At 41.7% G+C, this 23,288-nt stretch carries 24 protein-coding genes; 16 read left to right on the forward strand and 8 right to left on the reverse strand.

Features of this window, described 5'->3' with window-relative positions; genetic code table 11:
- Positions 1-35 precede the first annotated feature (35 nt).
- Positions 36-581 (reverse strand): hypothetical protein, encoded by a 546-nt coding sequence (locus ACP14Y_RS09465; protein ID WP_424962716.1) that lies wholly within the window; start codon positions 579-581, stop codon positions 36-38.
- Positions 582-583: 2 nt separating this feature from the next.
- Positions 584-2,086, reverse strand: a complete 1,503-nt coding sequence (gene gpmI / locus ACP14Y_RS09470) for a 2,3-bisphosphoglycerate-independent phosphoglycerate mutase (protein WP_424962717.1) — start codon at positions 2,084-2,086, stop codon at positions 584-586.
- A 155-nt stretch (positions 2,087-2,241) separates the two neighbouring features.
- Here gpmI and ACP14Y_RS09475 point away from each other — a divergent pair, with 155 nt between their 5' ends.
- The 7 genes from ACP14Y_RS09475 to ACP14Y_RS09505 all read left to right on the forward strand — a co-directional run bounded on the left by ACP14Y_RS09475 (position 2,242) and on the right by ACP14Y_RS09505 (position 6,702).
- Entirely contained in the window at positions 2,242-2,556 is a 315-nt protein-coding gene (locus ACP14Y_RS09475) for a DUF4783 domain-containing protein (RefSeq protein ID WP_424962718.1), read from the forward strand.
- Between the two features lie 45 nt (positions 2,557-2,601).
- On the forward strand, positions 2,602-3,459 hold the full coding sequence (gene nadC, locus ACP14Y_RS09480) for a carboxylating nicotinate-nucleotide diphosphorylase (protein WP_424962719.1): 858 nt from the start codon (positions 2,602-2,604) through the stop codon (positions 3,457-3,459).
- A gap of 53 nt (positions 3,460-3,512) precedes the next feature.
- Positions 3,513-3,992, forward strand: a complete 480-nt coding sequence (locus ACP14Y_RS09485; RefSeq protein ID WP_424962720.1) for a YcxB family protein — start codon at positions 3,513-3,515, stop codon at positions 3,990-3,992.
- A 7-nt stretch (positions 3,993-3,999) separates the two neighbouring features.
- Entirely contained in the window at positions 4,000-4,476 is a 477-nt protein-coding gene (locus ACP14Y_RS09490) for a regulatory protein RecX (protein WP_424962721.1), read from the forward strand.
- A gap of 73 nt (positions 4,477-4,549) precedes the next feature.
- Complete coding sequence (locus ACP14Y_RS09495) at positions 4,550-5,059, forward strand: hypothetical protein (protein ID WP_424962722.1); 510 nt, start codon at positions 4,550-4,552, stop codon at positions 5,057-5,059.
- Between the two features lie 3 nt (positions 5,060-5,062).
- Complete coding sequence (locus ACP14Y_RS09500) at positions 5,063-6,088, forward strand: hypothetical protein (protein ID WP_424962723.1); 1,026 nt, start codon at positions 5,063-5,065, stop codon at positions 6,086-6,088.
- Positions 6,085-6,702, forward strand: coding sequence for a LysE family translocator (locus ACP14Y_RS09505; RefSeq protein ID WP_424962724.1), 618 nt, complete (start codon positions 6,085-6,087; stop codon positions 6,700-6,702). The genes ACP14Y_RS09500 and ACP14Y_RS09505 overlap by 4 nt, the downstream gene beginning before the upstream one ends.
- Here ACP14Y_RS09505 and ACP14Y_RS09510 read toward each other — a convergent pair.
- The gene (locus tag ACP14Y_RS09510; RefSeq protein WP_424962725.1) at positions 6,699-7,355 is read right to left on the reverse strand and encodes a LiaF transmembrane domain-containing protein; all 657 of its coding nucleotides are present in this window, start codon (positions 7,353-7,355) and stop codon (positions 6,699-6,701) included. The genes ACP14Y_RS09505 and ACP14Y_RS09510 overlap by 4 nt on opposite strands.
- 88 nt (positions 7,356-7,443) lie before the next feature.
- Positions 7,444-8,031, reverse strand: a complete 588-nt coding sequence (locus ACP14Y_RS09515; protein WP_424962726.1) for a hypothetical protein — start codon at positions 8,029-8,031, stop codon at positions 7,444-7,446.
- 170 nt (positions 8,032-8,201) lie between these two features.
- On the opposite strand from ACP14Y_RS09515, the gene ACP14Y_RS09520 reads away from it, so the two are divergent.
- Positions 8,202-8,618 carry an Hsp20/alpha crystallin family protein gene (locus tag ACP14Y_RS09520; protein WP_424962727.1) on the forward strand — a complete coding sequence of 139 codons (417 nt, stop codon included), beginning with the start codon at positions 8,202-8,204 and terminating at the stop codon, positions 8,616-8,618.
- Positions 8,619-8,627: 9 nt separating this feature from the next.
- A complete protein-coding gene (locus ACP14Y_RS09525; protein WP_424962728.1) occupies positions 8,628-9,266 on the forward strand; it encodes a class I SAM-dependent methyltransferase in 639 nt (212 codons plus the stop codon).
- On the opposite strand, the gene gdhA is transcribed toward ACP14Y_RS09525, so the two are convergent.
- Positions 9,263-10,612: an NADP-specific glutamate dehydrogenase gene (gene gdhA, locus ACP14Y_RS09530; RefSeq protein ID WP_424962729.1), complete on the reverse strand. Its 1,350-nt coding sequence runs from the start codon at positions 10,610-10,612 to the stop codon at positions 9,263-9,265. The genes ACP14Y_RS09525 and gdhA overlap by 4 nt on opposite strands.
- A 181-nt stretch (positions 10,613-10,793) precedes the next feature.
- Between gdhA and ACP14Y_RS09535 the strand changes: the two genes are divergently transcribed.
- Positions 10,794-10,967 (forward strand): hypothetical protein, encoded by a 174-nt coding sequence (locus tag ACP14Y_RS09535; protein WP_424962730.1) that lies wholly within the window; start codon positions 10,794-10,796, stop codon positions 10,965-10,967.
- Here the strand turns inward: ACP14Y_RS09535 and ACP14Y_RS09540 are convergent.
- Positions 10,964-12,883, reverse strand: a complete 1,920-nt coding sequence (locus ACP14Y_RS09540) for a CASTOR/POLLUX-related putative ion channel (RefSeq protein ID WP_424962731.1) — start codon at positions 12,881-12,883, stop codon at positions 10,964-10,966. The two genes, ACP14Y_RS09535 and ACP14Y_RS09540, sit on opposite strands and share 4 nt — an antisense overlap.
- Before the next feature lie 240 nt (positions 12,884-13,123).
- Between ACP14Y_RS09540 and ACP14Y_RS09545 the strand changes: the two genes are divergently transcribed.
- The 6 genes from ACP14Y_RS09545 to rodA all read left to right on the forward strand — a co-directional run bounded on the left by ACP14Y_RS09545 (position 13,124) and on the right by rodA (position 19,870).
- Positions 13,124-14,374, forward strand: a complete 1,251-nt coding sequence (locus ACP14Y_RS09545; protein ID WP_424962732.1) for a TAXI family TRAP transporter solute-binding subunit — start codon at positions 13,124-13,126, stop codon at positions 14,372-14,374.
- Between the two features lie 87 nt (positions 14,375-14,461).
- Positions 14,462-15,493, forward strand: coding sequence for a rod shape-determining protein (locus ACP14Y_RS09550; protein ID WP_349566049.1), 1,032 nt, complete (start codon positions 14,462-14,464; stop codon positions 15,491-15,493).
- 7 nt (positions 15,494-15,500) lie between these two features.
- Positions 15,501-16,301, forward strand: a complete 801-nt coding sequence (gene mreC, locus ACP14Y_RS09555; protein ID WP_424962733.1) for a rod shape-determining protein MreC — start codon at positions 15,501-15,503, stop codon at positions 16,299-16,301.
- On the forward strand, positions 16,298-16,813 hold the full coding sequence (locus ACP14Y_RS09560) for a hypothetical protein (protein ID WP_424962734.1): 516 nt from the start codon (positions 16,298-16,300) through the stop codon (positions 16,811-16,813). Before mreC ends, ACP14Y_RS09560 begins: the two co-directional genes overlap by 4 nt.
- Positions 16,810-18,633, forward strand: a complete 1,824-nt coding sequence (locus ACP14Y_RS09565) for a penicillin-binding transpeptidase domain-containing protein (protein ID WP_424962735.1) — start codon at positions 16,810-16,812, stop codon at positions 18,631-18,633. Before ACP14Y_RS09560 ends, ACP14Y_RS09565 begins: the two co-directional genes overlap by 4 nt.
- Complete coding sequence (gene rodA, locus ACP14Y_RS09570; RefSeq protein ID WP_424962736.1) at positions 18,602-19,870, forward strand: rod shape-determining protein RodA; 1,269 nt, start codon at positions 18,602-18,604, stop codon at positions 19,868-19,870. The genes ACP14Y_RS09565 and rodA overlap by 32 nt, the downstream gene beginning before the upstream one ends.
- Before the next feature lie 9 nt (positions 19,871-19,879).
- On the opposite strand, the gene ACP14Y_RS09575 is transcribed toward rodA, so the two are convergent.
- Together ACP14Y_RS09575 and ACP14Y_RS09580 are read right to left on the reverse strand one after the other, a co-directional pair.
- Positions 19,880-22,801, reverse strand: coding sequence for an AsmA-like C-terminal region-containing protein (locus ACP14Y_RS09575; RefSeq protein WP_424962737.1), 2,922 nt, complete (start codon positions 22,799-22,801; stop codon positions 19,880-19,882).
- An 83-nt stretch (positions 22,802-22,884) separates the two neighbouring features.
- Positions 22,885-23,286, reverse strand: coding sequence for a hypothetical protein (locus ACP14Y_RS09580; protein ID WP_424962738.1), 402 nt, complete (start codon positions 23,284-23,286; stop codon positions 22,885-22,887).
- Between the last annotated feature and the right edge of the window lie 2 nt (positions 23,287-23,288).

Below are 23,288 nucleotides of genomic sequence, written 5' to 3' on the forward strand. Positions count from 1 at the left end.
GGTGGGTATGTATTCTTAATACCGCTATTAAGTCTTTACTTAACTTCTATCCTAAACCTCACCGTATCCTTAAACATCATTTTCTGATACCCATCGATATTTAGGGAGCTGAGCTTACCTTTTTCAAAGCTCAATTTAATGTCCCGGTGGTGCACGTATACATCTTTGTCTTCATGGAAGGTGGCGTGAATTCGTTCAAAACCATCCCCTTTCTTCGTGTACCTCACCTTTTTCAATGGGCCACTTTCATTCTCACCAAGAGTTAAGACCTGAAGATCACCTTCTCTGGATTTTTCAAAAGCACCCACATACTCAGGCTGATTGGGATTGATTTCTTTCATAAAAGAAAGTTCCTCTGCCCACCTGGAGGAGTCCATGTCCTGAACCTTCACTTCACTTTGGCCTTCCAGCCATACAGTTTTCTTGATCTTCGTATTACCCAGAGCGGCCACTTGTTCTTGCATCAGCACCTCAAAGTCCGGGTACTCCGGAATGCTGACAGACTCTGGTTTCAGTTTTTGACAGCCAGCCAAAGCAACCAGGAGGATCATTCCAATTTTCAAATTTGTTAATCGATTCATTTTCAAATCAAAATGTCTCCAGTCATCTCTTTAGGAATATCAACACCCATGAATTTAAGCATGGTAGGAGCCAAATCTCCCAGCTTTCCTCTTTTCAGATTACTTTTAAACTCCTTGTCAACTACAATGAATGGCACAAGGTTCGTGGTATGCGCTGTATTTGGTGTGCCGTCTGGGTTGATCATCATATCTGAATTACCATGATCGGCGATGATGATAGAAACATAGTCATTTTCAAGAGCCGTATTTACAACTGCCTCAGTGCAACTATCTACTGTTTCACAGGCTTTAACAGCAGCCTCAAAAACACCTGTGTGTCCCACCATATCCGGATTGGCAAAGTTCAGGCAGATAAAATCAGCTGTTTTCCCTTGAAGTTCAGGGATGATCTTATCTCTTATATCAATAGCACTCATCTCTGGCTGCAGGTCGTAGGTGGCAACCTTTGGTGACGGACAAAGGATTCGCTTTTCTCCGTCGAATGGTTCCTCTCTTCCTCCTGAAAAGAAGAACGTCACATGAGGATATTTTTCTGTTTCCGCTATTCTAATCTGCTTCTTTCCATGCTTTTCCAAGACCTCTCCCATAGTCATGGTCAGATTTTCTTTTCCATACATGACATGCACGTCTTTAAATGAAGCATCATAATTGGTCATAGTTACATAATGAAGGCTCAACTTCTTCATGTCGTAATCCGGAAAATCCTGTTGAGTCAGTGCCTGAGTAATCTGCCTGCCCCTATCCGTTCTAAAATTGAAGCAGAGCACTACGTCTCCCTCCTGGATTTTTGCATCGGCACAGATGATAGGCTTGAGAAACTCATCCGTCACATCTTCCATGTATGATTCCTCCATGGCTCTCAGAGGATCCTGGACTTTTTTCCCTTCACCATGAACCATTGCATCATAGGCCAGCTTCACGCGCTCCCAACGATTGTCTCGATCCATCGCATAATATCGGCCGGTGATTGTAGCAAGGGTGCCGGTAGTTTCAGCCATGTGGTGCTGAAGGTCTCGCACATAATCTACCCCTCCTTTAGGGTCTGTATCTCTGCCATCAGTGAAAGCATGCACATACACATTGTCAAAATCTTCTTTTTGAAACGTAGAAAGAAGTCCTTTCAGGTGGTCGATATGTGAGTGAACCCCACCATCAGATACGAGTCCTATTAGATGGATTGGTTTTTCATTTTTCCTGGCATAATTCAGCGCTGATTGTAATGCTTCATTATTGGCAATGGAACCATCTTTTACTGCATTGCCAATTTTTACCAGATCCTGATATACCACGCGCCCGGCACCAATATTCATATGACCCACCTCAGAATTCCCCATTTGTCCTTCGGGAAGGCCGACAGATAAACCTGAAGCCTCAAGTGTATTGTGAGGATATTCGGTAAACATTCGGTCCATAAATGGGGTGTTCGCAGCTTCTATTGCCGAGACAGATTTATCCTTGGCGATACCCCAACCATCTAAAATCAGAAGAATGACTTTCTTGTTCATTGGGCAAATATAGAGGGGTCAATTTTTGAATGTCGTTTATGTAATGAATAAATTGGGCATGGTTTTTACTACATTGTGTACAAACATTTGATAGATCAATGAAAATGCTGACTCTGATATGTGTCCTTTTGCTTTCTCCTATACAGGATGAAACAATGAAAAATATTGGCACAGCAATTAAAGCAGGTAGTTCAAAAGAGCTGATCAAGTTTTGCAATGAAACGGTAGAGATAAAGATCAACGGGGAAAGCTCCAATTATAGTAGGCCTCAGGCTGAAGTGATCTTGCGTAAGTTTTTTAATGAAAATCCGGCCAAAGGATTTACTTACATTCACCAGGGGGCCTCAGAGGGCCTCAATTACACTATTGGAAGGTATACGCACGAAAACGGAGCGTATCGTGTTGTTATGTTTATAAAGAAGATAGGCGACAAATACCTGATTGATACTTTGAATTTCAGTCAAGAGTAACCAATTTCGCCTTCCGCCTGTTTCTTTACTAAAAACCGCCTTGATATGAGCTTACCTTATTTGACTTCAAAAAGGATAAATGCATTTATAAAAGCTGCCCTTGCAGAGGATATTGGTGATGGAGATCATTCATCCTTAGGTTCAATACCTAATGAAGCTAAAAGCAAGGCTCATTGTCTGATAAAGGACGATGGAATCATTGCCGGACTTGAATTGGCGAAAAATATCTTCAATCATGTGGACGAGGGACTGATTCTCGATTTTCATAAAAAAGATGGAGACTCAATCGAGCATGGTGAGGTAGCATTTTCTGTGGAAGGCAGCTCTCAATCCATCCTTTCAGCAGAGAGACTCGTGCTTAACTGCCTGCAACGAATGAGTGGTATTGCTACCTATACCCATCATATGAATCAGTTGATCAAAGGATCCAAAGCAAAGCTTCTCGATACCAGAAAAACCACACCACTTTTCCGATTACCTGAAAAATGGGCGGTAGTTATCGGTGGAGGAGTAAATCATCGGTTTGGCCTTTATGATATGGTGATGCTGAAAGACAATCACATTGATTTCGCAGGGGGTGTAAAAAATGCAATTGAGCAAACCGTGACCTATCTCGAAAAAAATGATTTGCAGCTGAACATTGAGGTTGAGGTGCGTAGCTTAAGAGAGCTGGAGGAGGTGCTGGCTGTAGGCAAGGTACATCGTGTGATGCTTGACAACATGCTTCCATCAGATATCAGACAGGCCATAAAAATGATTGGAGGAAGGTTTGAGACAGAGGCATCCGGAGGGATCACAGAAAAGACGATTGCTGAGATAGCCGAGACTGGAGTGGATTTCATATCTGTAGGAGCGCTTACCCACTCATACAAAAGCCTTGATATGAGTCTCAAAGCTATTTAAACTCTATATTCGCGGTATAATCATTTAAGGAAGAAGAAAAGAGCGATTGAGCCATGATAGTAAGGACAAAAAAATACCAGCTACCAACAAAAAAATATATCGGAATTGCCTTTAAGGCAGCCCTCAAGCAACAATGGTGGGTGTTTCTGGTTTACCTGGCTATTTGTGCTGGCTATTTATGGATTCCCAATCACTGGTGGATCACCGGAGCATCGATCGCATTGGCACTTTATATGCTTTTTTGGTTGATCCAGTTTGCTGGGATCACTCAGCTGGAGCAAGGAAAATTTATGTTTCAAAAGCTCTCATATGAAATCTCTTCTCAGCAGATTCTTATAAAAATGAACGCTAAGCAGGGGATGCCGATGAAGTGGGATCAGATCAAACGTGCAAAAAAAGGAAAGGACGGGTTCACCTTTTTCGCCAGCAAAGCACAGCTGATTCACCTTCCCTTCAAGGTCTTCAACAATGACAATGAGATTCGTTTCATTGAGACGGTACTGAAGCGCAAGGGTTACATCTCAGAGAAATAGTCGAATCATGGCTCGGAAGCTGGGCATCAAGGAAGCGAAGCAGCGAGCCGGTAGGTTTTGCGCATTCCGTGAGCGATCACCAAACGAGCTTTTCGAGAAAATTCAAAGTTGGGGGTTATCAGAGGAGGAGGCAGCATCAATAGTTGTTGAATTATCTAACGATGATTTTGTAGATGAGCAGCGTTTTGCCAATGCCTTCTGTAATGACAAATTTCAGTTTAATTCGTGGGGGAAGCAGAAGATTCGAGCCCATATCTACAGTCATAGACTTTCCGATCAGGTAGTTACCAAGGCTCTCGACCGGATTGATCCGCAGGAATATGAAAACCGTCTTTTTGATCTTGCAAAATCGAAATGGGATAAGCTGAATGAGGAGGAGGCCATGAAGCGAAAGCAAAAAACAGTGGCTTTCCTTGCGCAAAAGGGATTTGAGATGGATTTGATTTGGAGTGCAATTGATAGAATAGAGCAGGAAAGTCGCTAGAATTACTTTTTCCTTTTTTTTAAAATCAGAAAGAAATAAAATCCGTAAGTTTAGTTTTGGATAACTTGATTTTATGCTTCAATCATCAGCTAAGGACCTACTTCACCAATTAAATCATGTCATAGATTCCTGCCGTGATCAGGATTTTTCCAAGCCACTGGATGAACTCAGCGGCTCTACTTTTGGTCAACATGTCAGACATACACTGGAGTTTTTCATTTGCCTTTTTGATGCAAAAAATGACGGCTATGTAAACTATGATCAAAGGAAACACGATGAGCTCATTGAAACAGACCGACAGTTGGCTAAAAGTGTAATCGGATCAATCCTTACTTTTCTGGAGGAAAACACAGTGGATTTTGAGATTACGTTTAATGCCAACTATAGTGATCTAGAAGGGCAGAACCATTCTATGAAAAGCAGTTTTAACCGAGAGCTGGCGTATAACATTGAACATGCCATTCATCATATGGCATTGTTAAAAGTTGCCGTCAACCAGTCACTACAATATATTTCTCTGCCAGAACATTTTGGAGTGGCAAGTTCTACGATTAGGTATCGGGCCAGCGTTAAATCAAACTAACCATTGATCCGCAGGCTATTCATTAAGCTGACTCATTGGGAGTATTGGCCTTTTTCGCTGCTTTACTTTCCGGTCTTTTTCTATTATGCATGGCTTGTGATTAAGCATCGATCTTTTTTCTTTTTCACTGTGTCTAATCCCAGCATTGAGTTTGGAGGAATGTTCGGCGAGCGTAAATCAGATATTTTCAAACTCATTCCGACAGAGTATCTGCCTCAGACGAATTTGATTAGACGGAGGGATGTTGAAAGAGCTGCCTTCACTGCAGAGCAAATAGGGTTTCCCCTTATTGCAAAGCCTGATATTGGGGAGCGGGGTACTTGGGTTGAAAAAATCAATGATCAACATGAGCTGCAAGAGTATGTCGAATCATGTCCTGTGGATTTTCTTCTTCAAGAAATGATCAGCTATCCTATTGAGCTGGGGGTGTTTTATGTAAAAATGCCTGGACATGATGGCAAAATCACCTCGATAGTGAGGAAAGAATTTCTAAAGGTAGAAGGAGATGGCAAACAGACTATTTTGGAACTGGTGAAAGAGATTGACAGGGCACAGCTCACAGCCAATTTAAATAGCGGTTTTCTCAGGATAAAGGGTCATCAAATTCCTGGCGAGGGAGAACAAGTGCTTATAGAGCCAATCGGCAATCATTGCCGAGGCACCAAGTTTTTGAATGACACTGAGAAAATTGGTAAGGAATTAAACGAGGCGTTTAATGAGCTCGCTAGCCAAATACCTGATTTTTATTTTGGGAGGTTTGATTTGAAGTGTCAATCCTATGATGATTTGAAGCAGCTCAGGAATTTCAAAATACTGGAGCTAAATGGAGCTGGAGCTGAACCGGGTCATATCTATCAGCCAGGTTATCCACTTTGGAAAGCTTACCGCGACATCTTTTGGCATTTGGCTGTTTTGTCTGATATTAGCGCCCAAAATCGAAAAAAAGGGCATTCGTACTGGAGCTTTTGGCAGGGCTTCAAGATGTGGAACTCGCACCGAAGATACAATCGCCTGCTGACAAATTCATGATCATTCAAACACTCATTGTTGCTTTCGTGGTAAGTTATATTGGTTCCATTCCTCCTGGAACCATCAACGTTTCCGTAATGCAGCTAGCCATATTAGGTAAGCGCAGAGCGGCCGTGTTTTTTGCATTTGCTGCATCTTCGGTTGAGTTTTTATATGCCGGGATTACGGTACAGTTTCATATTTTTTTGAATAACAATGAAACGGTTGCTGATTACTTTCGGATCATTACTTCCATTGCGCTGATTGGTCTTGGGCTCTGGAACATCTTTTCAAAATCCACTTCTTCCTCTGTAAAGGTAGATACCAGAATCACAGGTCGTCATGGGTTTTTACGAGGAATTATCCTCGGCTTTTTAAACCCCATGACCATCCCTTTTTGGTTAGCCATCACCACCTACTTAGAGAATGATCATTGGATCAATGTTGAAGGGCCTGGCTTTTGGATTTACCTATTGGGTCTTTCGCTGGGAACTTTCTGTCTGTTGCTCACAGTGAATGCGTCGGGAAAAAGATTCACCAGGATTGCTGATAATCCATTCTTAGTTCACAAAGTGCCTGGCTTCCTTCTTCTTGGATTGGGTATTTACTTTTTGTTGAAGTTGATCGTTATTTAACTCTTAATCTCACCACCACCAAACATGGTGAATCCTTTGATATGTACGGTGGCTGAAGGATTATCACTAATGTTTTTTCTTGCGTCACTAAACCCACCAAAGATTGCTGTGGCATCCATGTTCAGTTTCCAGTCTTCCGGAATCATTAATTCAACTCCGCCAAACATGCAAAAGATTTCAATGACTGCTCCATCCTGAGCTTTGGATCCTCTGAAATCAATTTCAGACCCACCAAAAACACACGTGATTTTACCTCCTTTTAGGTTTTCTGATACAAATTTTTTCTCAGTGCCTCCGAAAATCGCCACCTCGTCAAATTGCTCTTCTGAGCTCTCAATGTTCTTTGGAAATGAGCTTCTCCTAAGCAAAAAGGAAAGACCGATGATGATCAGAATAACCGGCCAGATATCACGCAGATTCACCACATCATAATAGTGCAAGTAAAACACCGTAGCGATTCCAAAGAAAATCAACCCAGCTCGTGTGTTACCAGATAGGAAATTTATCAGGCCTATAACAACAAAAACTGCTGGCCATGAAAAAAGGTAGTATGGGATGTCCATGTCATAACCCAGATTATCCAATAAGAATACTGTGCCGACAAGGATCAAAAGAACTCCAATGATTGCTTTTTTACGATTAGGTGCTGCCATGGTAAGTTGGTTTTTAAGGTAAGTTAACACCGATGCTGATAGTCCAGCCTCAGAAAATGCTTAAAAGGAAATTTAGTGGATTTTTCGGTTAATTGAACCAGCCGAAAAGTAAAGATATTCCAAATGTGGGCCCATCAAAGTCAGTGGTATCGAAGAATGTATTGTCCACACCTATTGTTTTTTGATAACCTACCGAGGCATTGACTTTAAACCAATAGGCAATATTGGCTTCTCCAAAAAACTGAGGATTAAAAACAAAAACTTCATCTTCATCTACATTTTCATTTGTGGCTACTGATTTGGTGCTCATGCTGCCCCAGCCTAGTTTTGTTTCTACACCCATGTGCAAGAGGTCTTTTGGCTTGATGTTGTATCCCAACCAAAAACCGCCGTGACCGAAGCTGGTAGTATAATCTTCACCATCGCGATTGAATTCATGATTCCCCGTGAGGCCCAATCCATATCCCCCTATAAAAAATGTATTATCAAAGAGCACCGCTCCGCCCCCACCGGTAAGCGTTGAGAGATTGCCATCAATAGGGGTAAAAGAAAAGAGGACAGCTCCAAATCCGGAGATATCTTCAGGGTCATTTCCAATAAGTGTTTTGGGGCGCTCGCTTTGAGCCCAGGTGGTAAAAGATGCTGCCATCAGTAAAATTTGTATTGTCCTTTTCATCGTCTTTGAATTTTGAGTTTGAAATTATGTGATCTGAATATCCCAAGGACAGATAAAATGATGGAATGTTTCTTTCGTTGGATGAATTGTAGAATTATGTGAATCAGTCAAAATGGCGTATAGAAAGAAACTTATCGGTCAGGCTGACACGTTTTAAGGCAAATTGATTTTTGGAATGGCGTTTGCCTTCCAAGGATATGAATGGAGCAGATATGAGAGTTGATAAGAACGCAAGCAAACGATTAGCGGAAACTGCTAACATCGTAAACACGATAAACGGAGGAACCGTCTTTCCTACATTTAAAACAACAACGGAAAAGGATCACTACCGATTGGAGGTGAGTGTACCAACCATAATTCCTGATGATATAAAGGTAGAAGTGAATGGAAGTGATCTGATGATTTACCAAAATGTGCATGTAAATGCATACACGCTACCAAATATGTTGGGCCTGATCAAGATCTCAGCAGATGTTGAACTGGAAAACATTCATGCGGAATACGAAGATGATCTTCTGGTAGTGATTATGCCATTCAGTGAGTTGTCCGGAGGCTTTCAAAAGGATATTGACATCTACAGGCATTAAATTGCTTGAGTGGAAGTAGCTGATATCAATAATTATTTTGGAGACATGGATCTTTTCCTAATGGATTTAATCCTGAAGGGAAAGGTTTCAGAAGATGCTCGAATTCTTGATGTGGGTTGTGGGGAGGGCAGAAATGGGATTTTCTTCATAAGAAATGGATATGAATATCGTGGGTGGGATTCAGATGCCTCAAAATTGAAGCTGCTGGAATATCTGGTTCAGACTCTTGATAATCATAGTGCTGCTTTCCAGCATGTTGACATTCTCTCTGCAAATACAGCGGAAAAGTTTGATGTGATTATTTGCAGCCGTGTGCTTCACTTTTCAGACTCTATTGATGATTTCTTTAAGAAGTGGCAGAAGCTGGTTTCACTTTTAAATAACGGAGGAATCATTTATCTCAGCATGGATTCTGCCATGGATAATACTTTAGCTAATCCCATTGGTGGAGGAAAGTTTGAATTTCCAGACACAAAAATTCGGTTTGCACTTACAAGTGACCTTTACAAAGAAATGAAAAAAGGGTTCGAAGAAATCGAACCCTTGAGAACATTAGCCCACCACAATGAGCGAGCTCAAAGTTTTGTTCTTTTAAGAAAAGGATCCCCTGGAAGCGGTCTGACGCTTCGGGATCATAGGGGTGTTTAAACACAGCCTTGCGCCAGCATGGCGTCTGCGACTTTTACAAAGCCAGCGATATTTGCACCTTTCACATAATCCACGTAATCTTTGGTAACCTTTCCGTGTTGGACACAATTCCGATGAATATCTTTCATGATTCCCTGCAGTTTTTCGTCGACTTCCTCTCTTGTCCATGAAAGTCTCAGGGAGTTTTGTGACATCTCAAGGCCTGAAGTTGCTACACCACCTGCATTGGACGCTTTTCCCGGGCTGAACATCATTTTGTGTTCTTTGAACACCTCTATGGCATCTGCTGTACATGGCATGTTAGCGCCCTCAAAAACACCGATGCATCCGTTTTTCTGTAAAGTCTTGGCGTCCTCAATCTGAAGTTCATTTTGAGTGGCACAAGGATATGCGATATCACACTTGATATCCCAAGGAGTTTTTCCTTCACTAAAATCCGCCTTGAATTTGTCTGCGTATTCTTTTATCCTACCCCGTTTCACATTTTTTAGCTCTTTGATAAACTCAAGTTTTTCAAAGGTGATTCCTTCTTTGTCATAGATCGTTCCACCAGAATCAGACATGGAAAGCACCTTAGCACCATTTTGCAGGAGCTTTTCAACGGTAAACTGGGCCACATTTCCTGATCCTGAAACAATAGCGGACTTACCATCTAATCCATCATTTCTATGGTTCAATACTTCTTTACTAAAGTAGACACACCCATATCCGGTAGCTTCAGGCCGGATCAAAGAGCCACCATATGGCAAGCCTTTACCTGTTAGTACTCCGGTGAATTCACCTTGCACGCGCTTGTATTGACCAAACAGGTAGCCAATCTCTCGCCCCCCAACACCAATATCTCCTGCTGGCACATCAGTAAACTGACCAATGTATTTGCTTAATTCTGTCATTAGGCTTTGACAAAATCGCATTACTTCGTTATCGCTCTTTCCTTTGGGATTAAAATCAGATCCTCCTTTACCACCACCCATTGGTAATGTGGTCAGGCTGTTTTTAAACACCTGCTCGAATGCCAAAAACTTGAGAATACTGAGGTTTACAGATGGGTGAAAGCGAAGACCCCCCTTATACGGACCTATTGCGGAGTTCATTTGTACACGATATCCCCTATTGACTTGCATTTGGCCTTTATCATCCATCCACGGAACTCTAAACATAAAAACACGTTCCGGCTCACACATTGTCTCCAGCAGGTTAGAGTCTTTGTATTTCGGTTTATCATCAATGAATGGGATAATGGTTTCAGCCACTTCCTCTACAGCCTGTAAAAACTCTGGTTCGTTGGGGTTTTTCTTTGCAATCTTTTCTACGAACTGAGAAATTTCTTTCGAGTGATTAGACATTGGTTAGTTGTTTTAATGAATTGAATTTAGGTGTTTTTTATCTATTCACCTTCCGTATAAACACGGAATATTGCTATGAATTGATATTTGGGTAATCTGTATTTAATCGAAATACAATATTAACCTAAAACCTGACTAACAAGAGGGACGTAAATTAGTTTAGATATAAACCACACGTACTATGAATTATTTTAAGCTTGATAGCGAAATCATTTCTTCTGTACAAAATCTTAATGGGCATCAAAAAAGCGATGTATTGCATTACATCAAAAACATTAAGCCGACAAGTCACAATACGAGGCTTTATAGAAGAAAAGCAATGAAAGAAATCAGAGAAGCATTGAAGAACTTCTAATCCTCAGATAACACGATAACCATATCGTCTTCTTCGAGGACAAATTCTTCTGACTTCTTAGGGTTGAGCACTACTCCATATTGTTCATCCGCAAGCCTTGCTTTCGCTATATTTCTATAGCCAATAGCCACTTCATTCTTCCTAGCCGCAGATTCCAGTACTGTATAAAAGTTCATGCTAATACCTGTTTGCACGTATTCCTTCGCTGGCTTGATGTAAATTTCTGATCCATCTGCATCAAACAAATCTTCAAAAACGCGCATTAAATCTTTATTTTCTGACACCTGGCTCATTAGCAAACTGATCAACTTATCACTCACTATAAAATCATCAGCACTTGTAATATCTGCGAGCTGTCGGTTTCTAATATCCAGCATTTCACTCACGATCTTATACTTGCTCCCTTTGATTTCGGTGAAATTTCTAAGGTGCAGGAGCGTAATGAGGGTCTGTGCATCTGCTTCCTGAATTGGAAAATAGTTCTGGTAGCATAGCAAAATGATATAATCATATTGCTCAAGGCTCATTGACTCTAGTGTTTCACGTCCGGTCGTGTCAAGCACTTCAAAGTCAATATTGATATTTTGAACACTGGTTTTCAGCTTGTTGACCGTTTTTTCAGCGTCAGGAAACTTTGATACAATATGTACTTCAGATCCGTGAGGAACGTAGTTGTCCAACTCTTGAATGATGTATCTGGCACGGTTGTTCCAACCTACAATCAGGAGCTTTTCAGCATCCTGTGGTTCTGGTTCAGTATAAACAATCTTACTTTCATGTGGATCTACTGGGGTAGAGTTAGGTATTAATGTATCGTCATCTTCTGTGATACCGATCACCTTATCTCCTTCTTTAAATATGGTATCCATAGGCGGATTAATAGACACAGTTCCATCGGTGAACTGTATACCCATTATGGCAGAGTCCTCATAGGAGAAAAGGACTTCACGGAATGTTTTTCCAGCCAGAGAGGGTGCACTTTCAAAATAAATCTCATCCCCATCAAAATCCATCAAATCCTGGTAGACCACACTTAGGCCGGATTGCCTACTGGTCTGTACCATAATTTTTGAGATAATTTCATCAGACAAGATGAGCTCCACTTCACCTTTACCCACCATTTTCGCCACGTCAAAGTTTTTCTTATCCTCCATCTCAGCAGTGATATGGTATGGACGTTTCTCAGCCAGGCCTCTCAGTTTTTCTCGTTTAGGATCGGTTACTATCGCAACAATTGTTTTGATAATCTGAGAATCTGAGTTCTCATTTTCCTTGTCGAGGATAATAATTGATTTGGTGTCAAAGGGGTTTGCAATTTTTAAATCGTGAACGTCAATTGGATTTCCGGTTCTACAAATGACATGCGTGTTCCCGGTATTCCCCACCTTGTCCTTGATTTCATCCTCCATCAGGACTTTATCCATATCAGCCAAAATCACAATAACACCTCTTCGTTGGTTTTCATTGGCTTCCACGATTTCAGGAATAATGGTAAATATTTTTGATGACCACCCAAGGATCAGTACATGGTCACTTTCGATCACAAACGAACGCCCCTTTCTCAGCACTTCGAGTTTGGTCAGGATACCATTTGATACAAGACCAATTAATGTTGAAATAATTACCAGACCGAGAACGGTTGTAATTAACATGAATAGCCTGAACGGCCAGTTTTCGTCGTGATTACCCAATACACCAGGATCAAGAGCGTGTGTAAGGTTGACCCACACGGACTCAAAAATGGTAAAGTCATTGTCATGGTCAGGGTGTAGTCCTAAAAGCAAAAGCGATCCGCCAAAGAGCACAATGATTATGAGAGTGATTACCCCCAGTCCTTTGATCATTGAAATTGTTCCTTGTGAAACAAAACTGTCAAATCGATAATTGAGCCTATCCTTAAAGGAAATATTCTTCATATCCTGTTTATTTTTTCGTCAGCCTTCTATGGCAACATTTTATGTGACCTATCAATGAAATCCTAACTGCTACCGACTTGCTTTCTTTCAAAAAAAGAGCCATCAGTTGCTACAGGCGACAAAAGTACTCCTAAAATAATGCAAATTAATGACTGCTGCATATTTAGCTATAGTACGAAGTGTCAAAAGGATGACACAAAAAATTTGGTAGTATCTTTAAAAAGCCCGTAAAATGCTTTTATGAAGAAGATAACTGCCGTCTTAGTTGCTGCACTTTTGATTGTTTCGTGCAATCCAACGCTCACCACTTTCACATTTATATACAATGATGAGGGTCCTAATGGTGAAATTGCCACAAGAATGGAGGAGCTCCTGGAAGGCTCTTTTTATAATGTTGACATACAATTAATAAAGGGGAAAAGTACCAATGCCAATTTGGACAGCCTTTCTGTGGGAAGTGTAGACATTGCGCTGGTTGAAAATTATGTGAACTATCAACCGGGTCTCAATTCTGCTTTCTCCGTTTACTCTGAAGTATTGCATATTTTTTTTCGTGATGAAATTGATGGCAGTTCGTTCGAATCGCTGATGTATAGTGGGCCGGTTTACATCGGAAGGGAGGAATCGCCCACCTACAATATGATGATGGACCTGATTGAATTTTATGGTTTGGATACCTCCCGGATCAACGTAACCTTCGCCATGAACCAAGCAGGAGTAGTTGTAGAATTAACTAACCTTTTCACCAAAGAAAAGCTTAAAACGTATGAAGGGTACACTCTTTTTTCATTTGATGAGGTGGGAAATATTGGTAATGCCTCTATCGTAGAAGGAATCGCTCTCAAATACCCAAGAATGTCGCCTTTTGTTATTCCACAAAAATCCTATTGGGGATACACAGAGGATCCGATAGTTACACTTGCCGTTGATTTAATCATGGTGGTAAGGTCGGGACTTTTGGAAGTGACCGTTAATGATTTCACCAAGACTATGCTTCGTAACAGGCAGGTGTTCACCTCCATTGATCCGCTGCTATTTGATGGTTTAAGAGAGGACTTCAATCAAGGCATTCTAAATATACCTCTTCATGAAGGTGCAAGAACGTTCCTTGATCGGGATGAGCCTAGTTTTTTAGAAAGGTATGCAGAGCTGGGTGGTGTCATTCTCTCGATAGTAATCGCACTATTTAGTGGCATTGTTTCATTAACCAAATGGCAGGCACAGAAGAAGAAAGACAAAATAGATGAGTTCTATGAAGACCTCATGAATATTAAAAATGCCATCCCAAAAATCAATCAAATTTCTTCTGCCATTGAAAAAGTGAAAAGGGTGCAGGCATCTCAAAACAAAGCTTTTGAAATGCTGATTGCTGAAAAGCTGGTAGCCAATGATAGTTTTCGGATATACATGGAGCTATCAAAAGAGACGATCAATGAGCTACGTGGTAAGATGCGAGTTTTAAAGGCTAAAAAGGAGCGCACAACTTCTTAAAAATGAAACTTTTATCACTAATCGGTGATGCTTTAGCTTTTATGCAAAAACGAACCTAAATTCGTGCTCAAATTCGAGTGAGCATTCATGGGTCTTTTTGATTTTTTCCAGAGCGACATAGCTATAGATTTAGGGACAGCCAATACACTGATTATCAGCAAGGATAAAGTGGTGGTAGATGAGCCGTCCATTATTGCCATTGATAAAAACACCAATAAAGTGCTAGCCATCGGCCGAGAGGCCATGCAGATGCATGAAAAAACGCATGAGAATATAAAGACCATTCGTCCGCTGAAGGATGGGGTGATTGCGGACTTCCATGCAGCAGAGCATATGATCAGGGGTATGATCAAAATGATGGATAAAGGCAAGAAGAGTTTCTTACCTGCTTCGCACCGAATGATCATTTGTATACCGTCTGGTATTACAGAGGTGGAAAAAAGAGCGGTGCGTGACTCTGCGGAACATGCCGGGGCAAAAGAAGTATATATGATTCACGAGCCAATCGCTGCAGCGGTAGGGATCGGAATTGACATTGATCAGCCTGTCGGAAGCATGGTTGTGGATATTGGAGGGGGAACGACCGAGATCGCAGTAATTGCTTTAAGCGGAATTGTCTGTGATCAATCCATTCGCGTGGCAGGAGATTCTTTCAACAAAGATATCCTTGATTACATGCGTCGACAGCATAACCTGTTGATCGGTGAGCGGACGGCAGAAAAAGTAAAAATTGAAGTAGGCTCTGCGCTGACTGAACTTGATGAAGATGCACCGGAAGATTTTGAGATAAGAGGAAGGGATTTAATGACAGGTATCCCGAAGGTGATAAAAATTTCTTACTCAGAGATTGCTTTCGCAATCGACAAGTCTGTATCTAAAATTGAGGAGGCCGTGCTCAAGGCACTTGAGATTTCTCCACCAGAACTTTCTGCGGACATCTATGACAATGGAATCTACCTGACGGGTGGGGGAGCAATGCTTCGAGGATTGGATAAGCGACTTTCTATGAAGACCAAGCTGCCAATCCACATTGCGGAAGACCCACTGAGAGCAGTTGTACGAGGAACCGGAATGGCACTGAAGAACCTAAATCAATATAAAGCAGTATTGATGACCTAAGAAGTGAATGCAAAGGCTTTTAGACTTCCTTTATCAGCAACGTGAAATAGGCGTTTTTTTAGGCCTTGAAATTCTCAGTGCATGGCTTCTGATCAATTACAATAACCGATACAATGCTGCATTCTTAAATTCTAGCAATGATGTAGCTGCATCACTCACGCAAACATCCAATGAGGTAAGCAATTACTTTGAGCTTTCAGAAATAAATCAGCAGCTAATGCTGGAAAACGAGCAGTTGCAGGAGCAATTAAGAATGTTACGTTCAGAACAAAGCTCCTTTTTAGATACCGTAGAGCAATATCAGGTCATCGGGGCTAAGGTGATTAACAACACTTTCGAGCGAAGTGCCAACTTCGTGACCATATCTGCAGGAAAGAAAGATAGTGTAGCAGTAGGGATGGGAGTGATTTCCTCATTTGGTGTTGTGGGTCAGGTTAAGTCTGTGACAAACAACTTCGCTACAATTTATTCATTGTTGCATCCGAAGCTGTTGGTTTCTTCGAAAGTGAAACGAACAGACACCAAATGTACCATTCAATGGGATCAGGAAACGTATGATAGAGCCAGTCTCAAGTATATCCCACGACATATCAAGCTGAAAGAAGGAGACTCCATTGTAACGTCCGGTTTCAACTCTGTTTTTCCAGAGAATATTCTGGTCGGGATTGTGGATGAACTAAACCTGGAAGAGCACATGACTTTTTATGAAGCGAAAGTGAAATTAGCAACTGATTTTACCAGCTTATATCATGTGTTTGTGATCAAAGATTTGTTGAAGGAAGAAAAAGATTCATTACAGGTGCAATGAACAGAGTAAGCATAAAAGAACAAATCCTTAATCTGATTCTGCTGTTGCTGATTCAGCTGCCCTTAGTCCATCGCATCACTTTGTTTGACAAAGCTTTTGGTTTCTTTTATGTCGGCTTTCTTCTTTTGCTTCCAAGAACGTTGAGCCGCTCCTACTTAATGGTCATTGGGTTTCTGACCGGACTAATCATCGATGTATTTACCGACACGCCAGGGATTCATGCTTCTGCATCTGTGGCTGTAATGTTTTTGCGGAATTTCTGGTTAAATGTCGTTAATGACGATTCGCAAGAGCTAACAAACCTAAACGTAAGCACCCTGAAAAAATCAGGTCTGGTTTACTTTGTTTTTCCATTAGTCTTCTTTCACCATTTTTTGATTTTTGTCATCGAAAATGGAGGATTTCATCTTTTTGGAATGGTCTTGAGTAAAGTTGTTTTCAGTGCTATCTTTAGTACTGCTGTTATTTTCGTTATCAACTTTATCATCACACCTACGAGTAGACGAGCATGAGAGGGCGAGGGTTAATCATTCGGGGACTCATTCTTTTTACAGCGATCATTTTTGCTGTGAGGCTGTTCTATATCCAAATCTTGGAGGAAGACTATAAAGTAGCGGCAGAAAACAACGTGGTTCAAAAAATTGTCCAATACCCTTTCCGAGGGCTGGTCTACGACAGCAATGACAGTCTTGTTATTTACAATTCTCCAGTGTATGACTTGATGATTGTGCCGACAGAAGCAGAGATTAGTGACACCATAGCCTTTTGTGAGCTTCTGGAAATCGAAAAGGAGGAACTGACCGAGAAGCTAGAGGAGGCAGAGGAATTTTCTTCAATTCTAGCATCAAAATTTATTGAGCAAATTTCAGATGACCTGTTTGCCCGATTACAGGATCAATTGATTAATTATCCGGGATTCTATGTGCTGCCAAGGACCATTCGATCCTATAATACCCAGTCGTTAGCCAATGTAGTAGGGTATGTCGGTGAGGTTAGCAAAGGATTTCTAAATCGAGATACAACAAATTATTATCAGTCCGGAGACTACATTGGGATTGGTGGTATAGAAAAGGCTTATGAGGAGCACCTGCGGGGCAAGCGTGGTGCCACATATAAAGTGGTGAATGTTCAGGGAATCATCAAAGACGACTATCGCGACGGGGAATATGACACGCTTCCACAGTCAGGTGAAAACATTCACCTGACGATAGATCTGGAACTTCAGCAATATGCAGAGAAACTGATGGAAGGAAAGGTGGGAAGCGTAGTTGCCATTGAACCAGAAACAGGAAGAATTTTGGCATTGGTTTCAGCTCCCTCTTATGATCCTCATCTATTGAGCGGAAAAAATTTGAGTAAGAATTTTCCAGAACTAAATAGCAACGAAGACAAACCACTTTTTAATCGCCCCCTACAGGCTCGTTATCCCCCCGGGTCTATGTTCAAGACGATTCAGGGAGTTATCGCCATGCACGAAGGGGTAGTCACAGCGGATGAAATTATCCGAACCGACGGATCAAACATCGGAGATCTGGCTCCCCCCGGGCCCTACAACATGATCAAGGCGATTACAAAATCCTCCAACAATTATTTCTATCTCATAATGAGAAGGATGGTGGAGCAAGGAGTTGAAGAAAGTCAGTTTCTGGATAGCAGAATAGGATTTGAGCAATGGCGGGAATACATAAAACAATTTGGGTTGGGGCGGAAACTTGGAGTAGACCTTCCCAATGAGATCATCGGGAATGTACCCAGTATCGAATATTATGACAGGGTTTATGGAGCTAAGCGATGGAAGTACTCAAACATATCATCGCTAAGTATTGGTCAGGGGGAATTGCTAGTAACGCCTTTGCAGATGGCAAACCTTGGAGCTATTCTGGCGAACCGGGGGCATTTCATAACTCCGCATGTGGTAGATAAAATAGCCGGATGGCCCAATCCTAATGTTAAAAAAGAGATATTGCCATTCGATCCGGCTTTATATGAGCCAATCCTGAAAGGAATGGAGCAAGTAGTGGAGGCAGGGTCCGGTAGAAGGGGTTATTTGGAAGAATTAAAACTTGCTGGTAAAACCAGTACTGTTCAGAACCCGCATGGAGAAGACCACTCTGGATTCATGGGTTTTGCCCCGCTTGACGACCCTAAAATTTCAGTAGCTGCTTATGTAGAAAATGCTGGCCAGGGAGGACGAGCAGCAGTTTCCGTGGCGAGCTTACTTGCAGAAAAATATGTGCTGGGGACGGTTTCACGTCCTTGGTTGGAAGATTATGTTTTAGAAGAAAGATATTTACCAGAAAATGCGCCAAGACCCACTCTCGCAGAAAATTGATTGGATTTCGGTCCTGCTCTTTGGGGTGCTGGCACTTGCTGGCTGGCTGAATATCTATGCTGCAGAATATGATCCGGATATTAATCAGAGCATATTTGATTTTGGAACGAGCGCTGGACGCCAGTTGGTGTGGATCATGGCATCAATAGTCATTGCCTTTGGACTGTTCTTCTTTGATTACAAATTCTTCGATTCGTTCGCCCTTGTCATTTATGGTGTATTTATGGTGCTGCTTCTTCTGATCCTTGTAGGTGGAAAGGAAGTTGCTGGTTCTAAATCGTGGGTGGGTATTGGTGGTTTTGGTTTACAACCCTCGGAGTTTGCAAAATTTGCTACAGCTTTCGCCTTAGCAAAGTATCTGGATCATCCGACACGGAAGCTGGAAAACCTGAACACAATGGGTATCTCATTTGCGATCATTCTTTTGCCAATGGCTTTGATCGTCTTGCAGGGTGACACAGGTACTGCATTGGTTTTTACTGCTCTTGTCATCCCGATGTTTAGAGAGGGGATGCCGCCACAACTACTGATCATCGGGGTTTCTGTATTTGCTGTTTTCATATTGACGCTTTTGGTAAGCCAAACTGTTTTATTAGCCGGAATTGCTATTGTCACACTGTTGGCGCTTGGTCTGAATGCAAGAAACCCGAAGCGACTACTTTATATTGTGGCTTCTGCAGTAATGGTCACCTTGGCAGTGAGAAGTGTGGATTTTATTCTGACCGAAGTGTTGAAGCCTCACCAGCAGAAGCGAGTGTTATCATTAATCAATCCAAACATCGATCCGTTAGGAGCCGGATGGAATGTCACTCAATCAAAAATTGCCATTGGTTCTGGAGGGTTTGCAGGAAAAGGCTTTTTAGAAGGAACACAAACAAAATTTGATTTTGTGCCAGAGCAAACTACGGACTTCATTTTTTGCACTATAGGGGAAGAACAAGGCTGGATAGGAAGCATTCTTTTGCTTTGTGTTTTCACTGCGCTATTGTTGAGGCTGGCTTTTTTAGCGGAACGTCAAAAGTCCACTTTCTCAAGAGTATTTGGTTACTCCGTGATAGGCATCATTTTCTTCCATTTCACAGTGAATATAGCTATGACCATCGGGTTATTCCCAGTGATTGGAATTCCCTTACCTTTTTTCAGCTATGGAGGCTCATCCCTTTGGGCCTTTACGATACTGCTTTTCAGCTTTTTAAAACTAGATGCTCACCGCATGCAGGTATTGCAGCGGTGGTAGCTTCAACTATTAGATTTTAGCTGCTTTTTCTTTCGCTTCCGCGACCAATTTATCTGCCTTTTTATTCGCTTCAGCTTCTATTTGTTTGGCTTTTTGGTCTGCCTCCGCTCTCAGTTTCTTAGCAGCCTCCTGGGCAACTTTCTTTTTAATTGGGTTAGACCCGGCATCAGCAACCAACTTGTCTGCTGCAGCATATCCTTCTTTTTTTACCTTTTCTGCGCTGGCCTTCCCTTGCTTCCTTATTTCAGCAGCCTTAGCTTCAGCTTCTGAAATGATTTTTTTGCGTTGTTCAGCCTTTTGCTGCTCAAGTTCTTCTTTGGCTTTTGCTTCGGTTTCAGCCTTCTTCTTAGCCAGCTCCGCCTCAGCTTTTGCTTTTTGCTCGTCTACCTGTGCAGAGATTTGTTTTTTGAAAGATTCCGTCGCACCTGAGCTTCCTGATGACTCGCTGCTACCCAGGAGCTTGATCTGTGGGTCATCATATGTTCCGCCTATTCCCAAATCCAGATCAATTTTGTCTGCGATCAATTTTTTTCCACCTGTAAATGAGCTAATAGCGCTATTTAGTGCATTACCAATGGCGCCTGTAGGAATATCTTTCAATAGCATAGAATAGTTGAGTTTTCCATCAAGTGTATTGTTGCCACCAAGAACGGCCTTTTGCCCTTTGACGTTTAGCTCAAAAGGCTCAACATACATTCTGCCATTTTTAATTTCTGTTTTGATAAGCACATCCTTCATGGAGATTTTATCACTGGTTTGACCCGAGGCGCCCGTTTTTAAAGCAGCCACTGCCGATAGTTTTTGCATAAAGTCACCTTTTTCCAATTGCGCCTGGGCTATATCTACCAGGCCTTTAAGGTTTATCTCTTCCATGATTGGCATCATGTCCTCCCCAAGTAGTCCTGTCACGTTAAAGTCCGTTGAGAATTTACCTGAAACCTGCTTGGCAATTGGCACATACGACTGGACGGTCTCAAATGTCTGGAAGGCATTGGCGATGGAGAGATCTTTGATTTTAAATCCAAGACTGTATTTGGGTTTCTCCAAACCTTTGGTCACATATGACCCGGTCAGCTCGAACGTCCCATCGAGCATGTTAAATGTATTCTTATCCAGAATAATTGCTCCATCTTTTATCAGCACTTTTCCCTGAAAGTTTGTGATTGGCATGTTTGAATAGGCTATTTTTTCAATAGAAGAAGCCAGGGTGAAATCGATGTTCTCAGGAATCTTGACCACCTCAAGCCCTGCCTCTTCGCTTTCTTCCGAGCCTTCTTCTACGATCTCAGTCACCTCTTCTTCAGCTGCTGCTTCTTCCTCCATGCTCTCCTCGGGCATGAGCTCATTGATATCGATCAGATTAGACTTAAAGTCTAGCCGGCCTACAAGCATTCCATCAGAGAGTGCAAAGCCAAGATAATTACTCACCTTGCCTGAAAGACTAAAATCTGAATTTCCTGATTTTGCGGAGAATTCTGACAGAGAGATGTCTGAAGGGTCAAATGTCAAGTTGGCTTGAGAAATACTGAAACCCTGGGGAAGATCATCACTCTTGAACATGAAATCATTGATGGTTAAGCTACCAGAGGTGGGTAATTTATCATATCGCTCAGCTTCCACATCAGCCATTTGACCAGCAGTCTTAAGCTGCGCGTTGATTTTTCCGAGAAGAGTCATGCCTTCCAAAGGCACTACTTTTGTAATTTTTTCCAGGTCGGCATTTCCATCAAATCCAAAATCCCATTGATAGTTTTCCAGATTCTTAAATTTCAAATAAGCATCTACAGACTCACCATCTACCAGCATGGAGAATTTGTCAATATTGAAGCTGGTTTCTCTTAGGTCTGCCGATGGATAATTAAAATTGGATTGGATGTTTAGATTTTCTATTGGGATATTAAAATCATCATAACTGATTCTTCCATTTTCTATGGCCAGGTTGGCGGCAACTTGTGGCATGGAGGATTCATTATAAGTCCCTTTTACATACCCATCAAAACCAATGCTACCACTTGCATTGACACCATCCAGGTATTCCTGATAAACACCCGGAATCAATGATAAAATGCTTTTGATGCTGATGTCTTTTCCTCCAAAAGTGATGTCCATATTGATGTCATCTCCAGGCATACTAACGAATCCATCTGCTTCAATAGCGAACTGGTTAACTGCGAAGCGGTTCTCCATAAAGGTGAACTTCATCTCGTCCAAATTCATATTGAGGGTCACATCAATGTCCAGTCGCTTATTGGACACATACTCGGTTCCTTCAAAGCCAAGTGAAACAGCATCTACAGTAGTCTTTGTTGTCAAGTCAAAAACATCAAGTGTGAAGTCTCCAGAGCCTTCATGATTTAAGCCTGTCAATTGGGTATAGAAATTCATGGATTGATCCAGGTAGACCAATTGCGCATTATTGATGCTCCATTGCTCTATGCCGATACTCATTGTACTTTCCTCACTTGTATCGGTACTTTCAGCTATTTCCTCTTCTTTGGTTTCTTCCTGTGCTACTACCTCGTTTTCTGTCTCTTTTGCGATATCGTAATTGGCAGTTCCATCTGGGAGCACCAGCACTTTTATTTTTGGTTCATCCAACGAAATCTCTTCAACGATGATTTGATCTCCATTAATGACGGACATCAGATCAACCGTCACTAGGAAATTCTTCACCGATGTGAGCGTATCCTTCTCAAAAACCCCTTTTCCAACCACTCCAAAATCACTCATGCTTACCGTGAGATCAGGAAAGTTTTTGATCAATGATATGCTGAACCCATCTATGTCATAGTAAACCGTAGCATCAAGGTTTTCAGCCATCGTATCGTCAAGCGCTTTTCTAATGTCATCCTTGAAGATGATGGGTAAAACAATAATAGCAATGATTAGTATGGCAAAAACTACTGCCAGGACTTTAAGAAGCTTTTTCATGGCTTGGATATTTTATATGACCAAGTTAAAGAGATTATGTGCGTTCTAATAAGGCACAACGCATTTTTAACAGAAAGATTAAACTACTTTGAGAGTGTAACGAAGATATCCTCCATCAGTTGAAGCCTGATCCTGTCTTCTGATTTTGATGCCACCCGATAAGTCATGCCAGGACTTTCCGGATCGTTGACAAGAAAAAGAGTGTCATTGGAGACATACCAGGACTGGGTGTGTGAGAGGGTATCCACATTAAAAATGCAGTCTGGATATCCATTTGCCGTGACCGTGAGGCTGTCTGCTGTGAAGACAAAACTTCCATCCATGTAGAATTCCATGTCTTCAACTTCCGGATACGATTCTGGTGGAGTTTCCCATTCAGCTTTCCAGTTACCATGCCATTCTGAAGGACGATTGGACGTCTTCTCATTAGACGGAGAGCTACATGCAAATGCAGCAATGAAAATTACTAGAATTAACTTTTTCACGG

The sequence above is a fragment of the Ekhidna sp. genome (genome assembly GCF_965247405.1).
Taxonomy (GTDB): domain Bacteria; phylum Bacteroidota; class Bacteroidia; order Cytophagales; family Cyclobacteriaceae; genus Ekhidna.

What these genes read in the sequence shown, in the direction of transcription:
- mreC (WP_424962733.1), top strand. Translation starts at nt 15,501, where the DNA reads ATGCAAAGGCTTTTAGACTTCCTTTATCAGCAACGTGAAATAGGCGTT.
- ACP14Y_RS09560 (WP_424962734.1), top strand. Translation starts at nt 16,298, where the DNA reads ATGAACAGAGTAAGCATAAAAGAACAAATCCTTAATCTGATTCTGCTG.
- gdhA (WP_424962729.1), bottom strand. Translation starts at nt 10,612, where the DNA reads ATGTCTAATCACTCGAAAGAAATTTCTCAGTTCGTAGAAAAGATTGCA.
- ACP14Y_RS09465 (WP_424962716.1), bottom strand. Translation starts at nt 581, where the DNA reads ATGAATCGATTAACAAATTTGAAAATTGGAATGATCCTCCTGGTTGCT.
- rodA (WP_424962736.1), top strand. Translation starts at nt 18,602, where the DNA reads ATGCGCCAAGACCCACTCTCGCAGAAAATTGATTGGATTTCGGTCCTG.
- ACP14Y_RS09540 (WP_424962731.1), bottom strand. Translation starts at nt 12,883, where the DNA reads ATGAAGAATATTTCCTTTAAGGATAGGCTCAATTATCGATTTGACAGT.
- ACP14Y_RS09510 (WP_424962725.1), bottom strand. Translation starts at nt 7,355, where the DNA reads ATGGCAGCACCTAATCGTAAAAAAGCAATCATTGGAGTTCTTTTGATC.
- ACP14Y_RS09535 (WP_424962730.1), top strand. Translation starts at nt 10,794, where the DNA reads ATGAATTATTTTAAGCTTGATAGCGAAATCATTTCTTCTGTACAAAAT.
- gpmI (WP_424962717.1), bottom strand. Translation starts at nt 2,086, where the DNA reads ATGAACAAGAAAGTCATTCTTCTGATTTTAGATGGTTGGGGTATCGCC.
- ACP14Y_RS09505 (WP_424962724.1), top strand. Translation starts at nt 6,085, where the DNA reads ATGATCATTCAAACACTCATTGTTGCTTTCGTGGTAAGTTATATTGGT.
- ACP14Y_RS09575 (WP_424962737.1), bottom strand. Translation starts at nt 22,801, where the DNA reads ATGAAAAAGCTTCTTAAAGTCCTGGCAGTAGTTTTTGCCATACTAATC.
- ACP14Y_RS09550 (WP_349566049.1), top strand. Translation starts at nt 14,462, where the DNA reads ATGGGTCTTTTTGATTTTTTCCAGAGCGACATAGCTATAGATTTAGGG.
- ACP14Y_RS09475 (WP_424962718.1), top strand. Translation starts at nt 2,242, where the DNA reads ATGAAAAATATTGGCACAGCAATTAAAGCAGGTAGTTCAAAAGAGCTG.
- ACP14Y_RS09545 (WP_424962732.1), top strand. Translation starts at nt 13,124, where the DNA reads ATGAAGAAGATAACTGCCGTCTTAGTTGCTGCACTTTTGATTGTTTCG.
- ACP14Y_RS09495 (WP_424962722.1), top strand. Translation starts at nt 4,550, where the DNA reads ATGCTTCAATCATCAGCTAAGGACCTACTTCACCAATTAAATCATGTC.
- ACP14Y_RS09490 (WP_424962721.1), top strand. Translation starts at nt 4,000, where the DNA reads ATGGCTCGGAAGCTGGGCATCAAGGAAGCGAAGCAGCGAGCCGGTAGG.
- nadC (WP_424962719.1), top strand. Translation starts at nt 2,602, where the DNA reads ATGAGCTTACCTTATTTGACTTCAAAAAGGATAAATGCATTTATAAAA.
- ACP14Y_RS09485 (WP_424962720.1), top strand. Translation starts at nt 3,513, where the DNA reads ATGATAGTAAGGACAAAAAAATACCAGCTACCAACAAAAAAATATATC.
- ACP14Y_RS09565 (WP_424962735.1), top strand. Translation starts at nt 16,810, where the DNA reads ATGAGAGGGCGAGGGTTAATCATTCGGGGACTCATTCTTTTTACAGCG.
- ACP14Y_RS09515 (WP_424962726.1), bottom strand. Translation starts at nt 8,031, where the DNA reads ATGAAAAGGACAATACAAATTTTACTGATGGCAGCATCTTTTACCACC.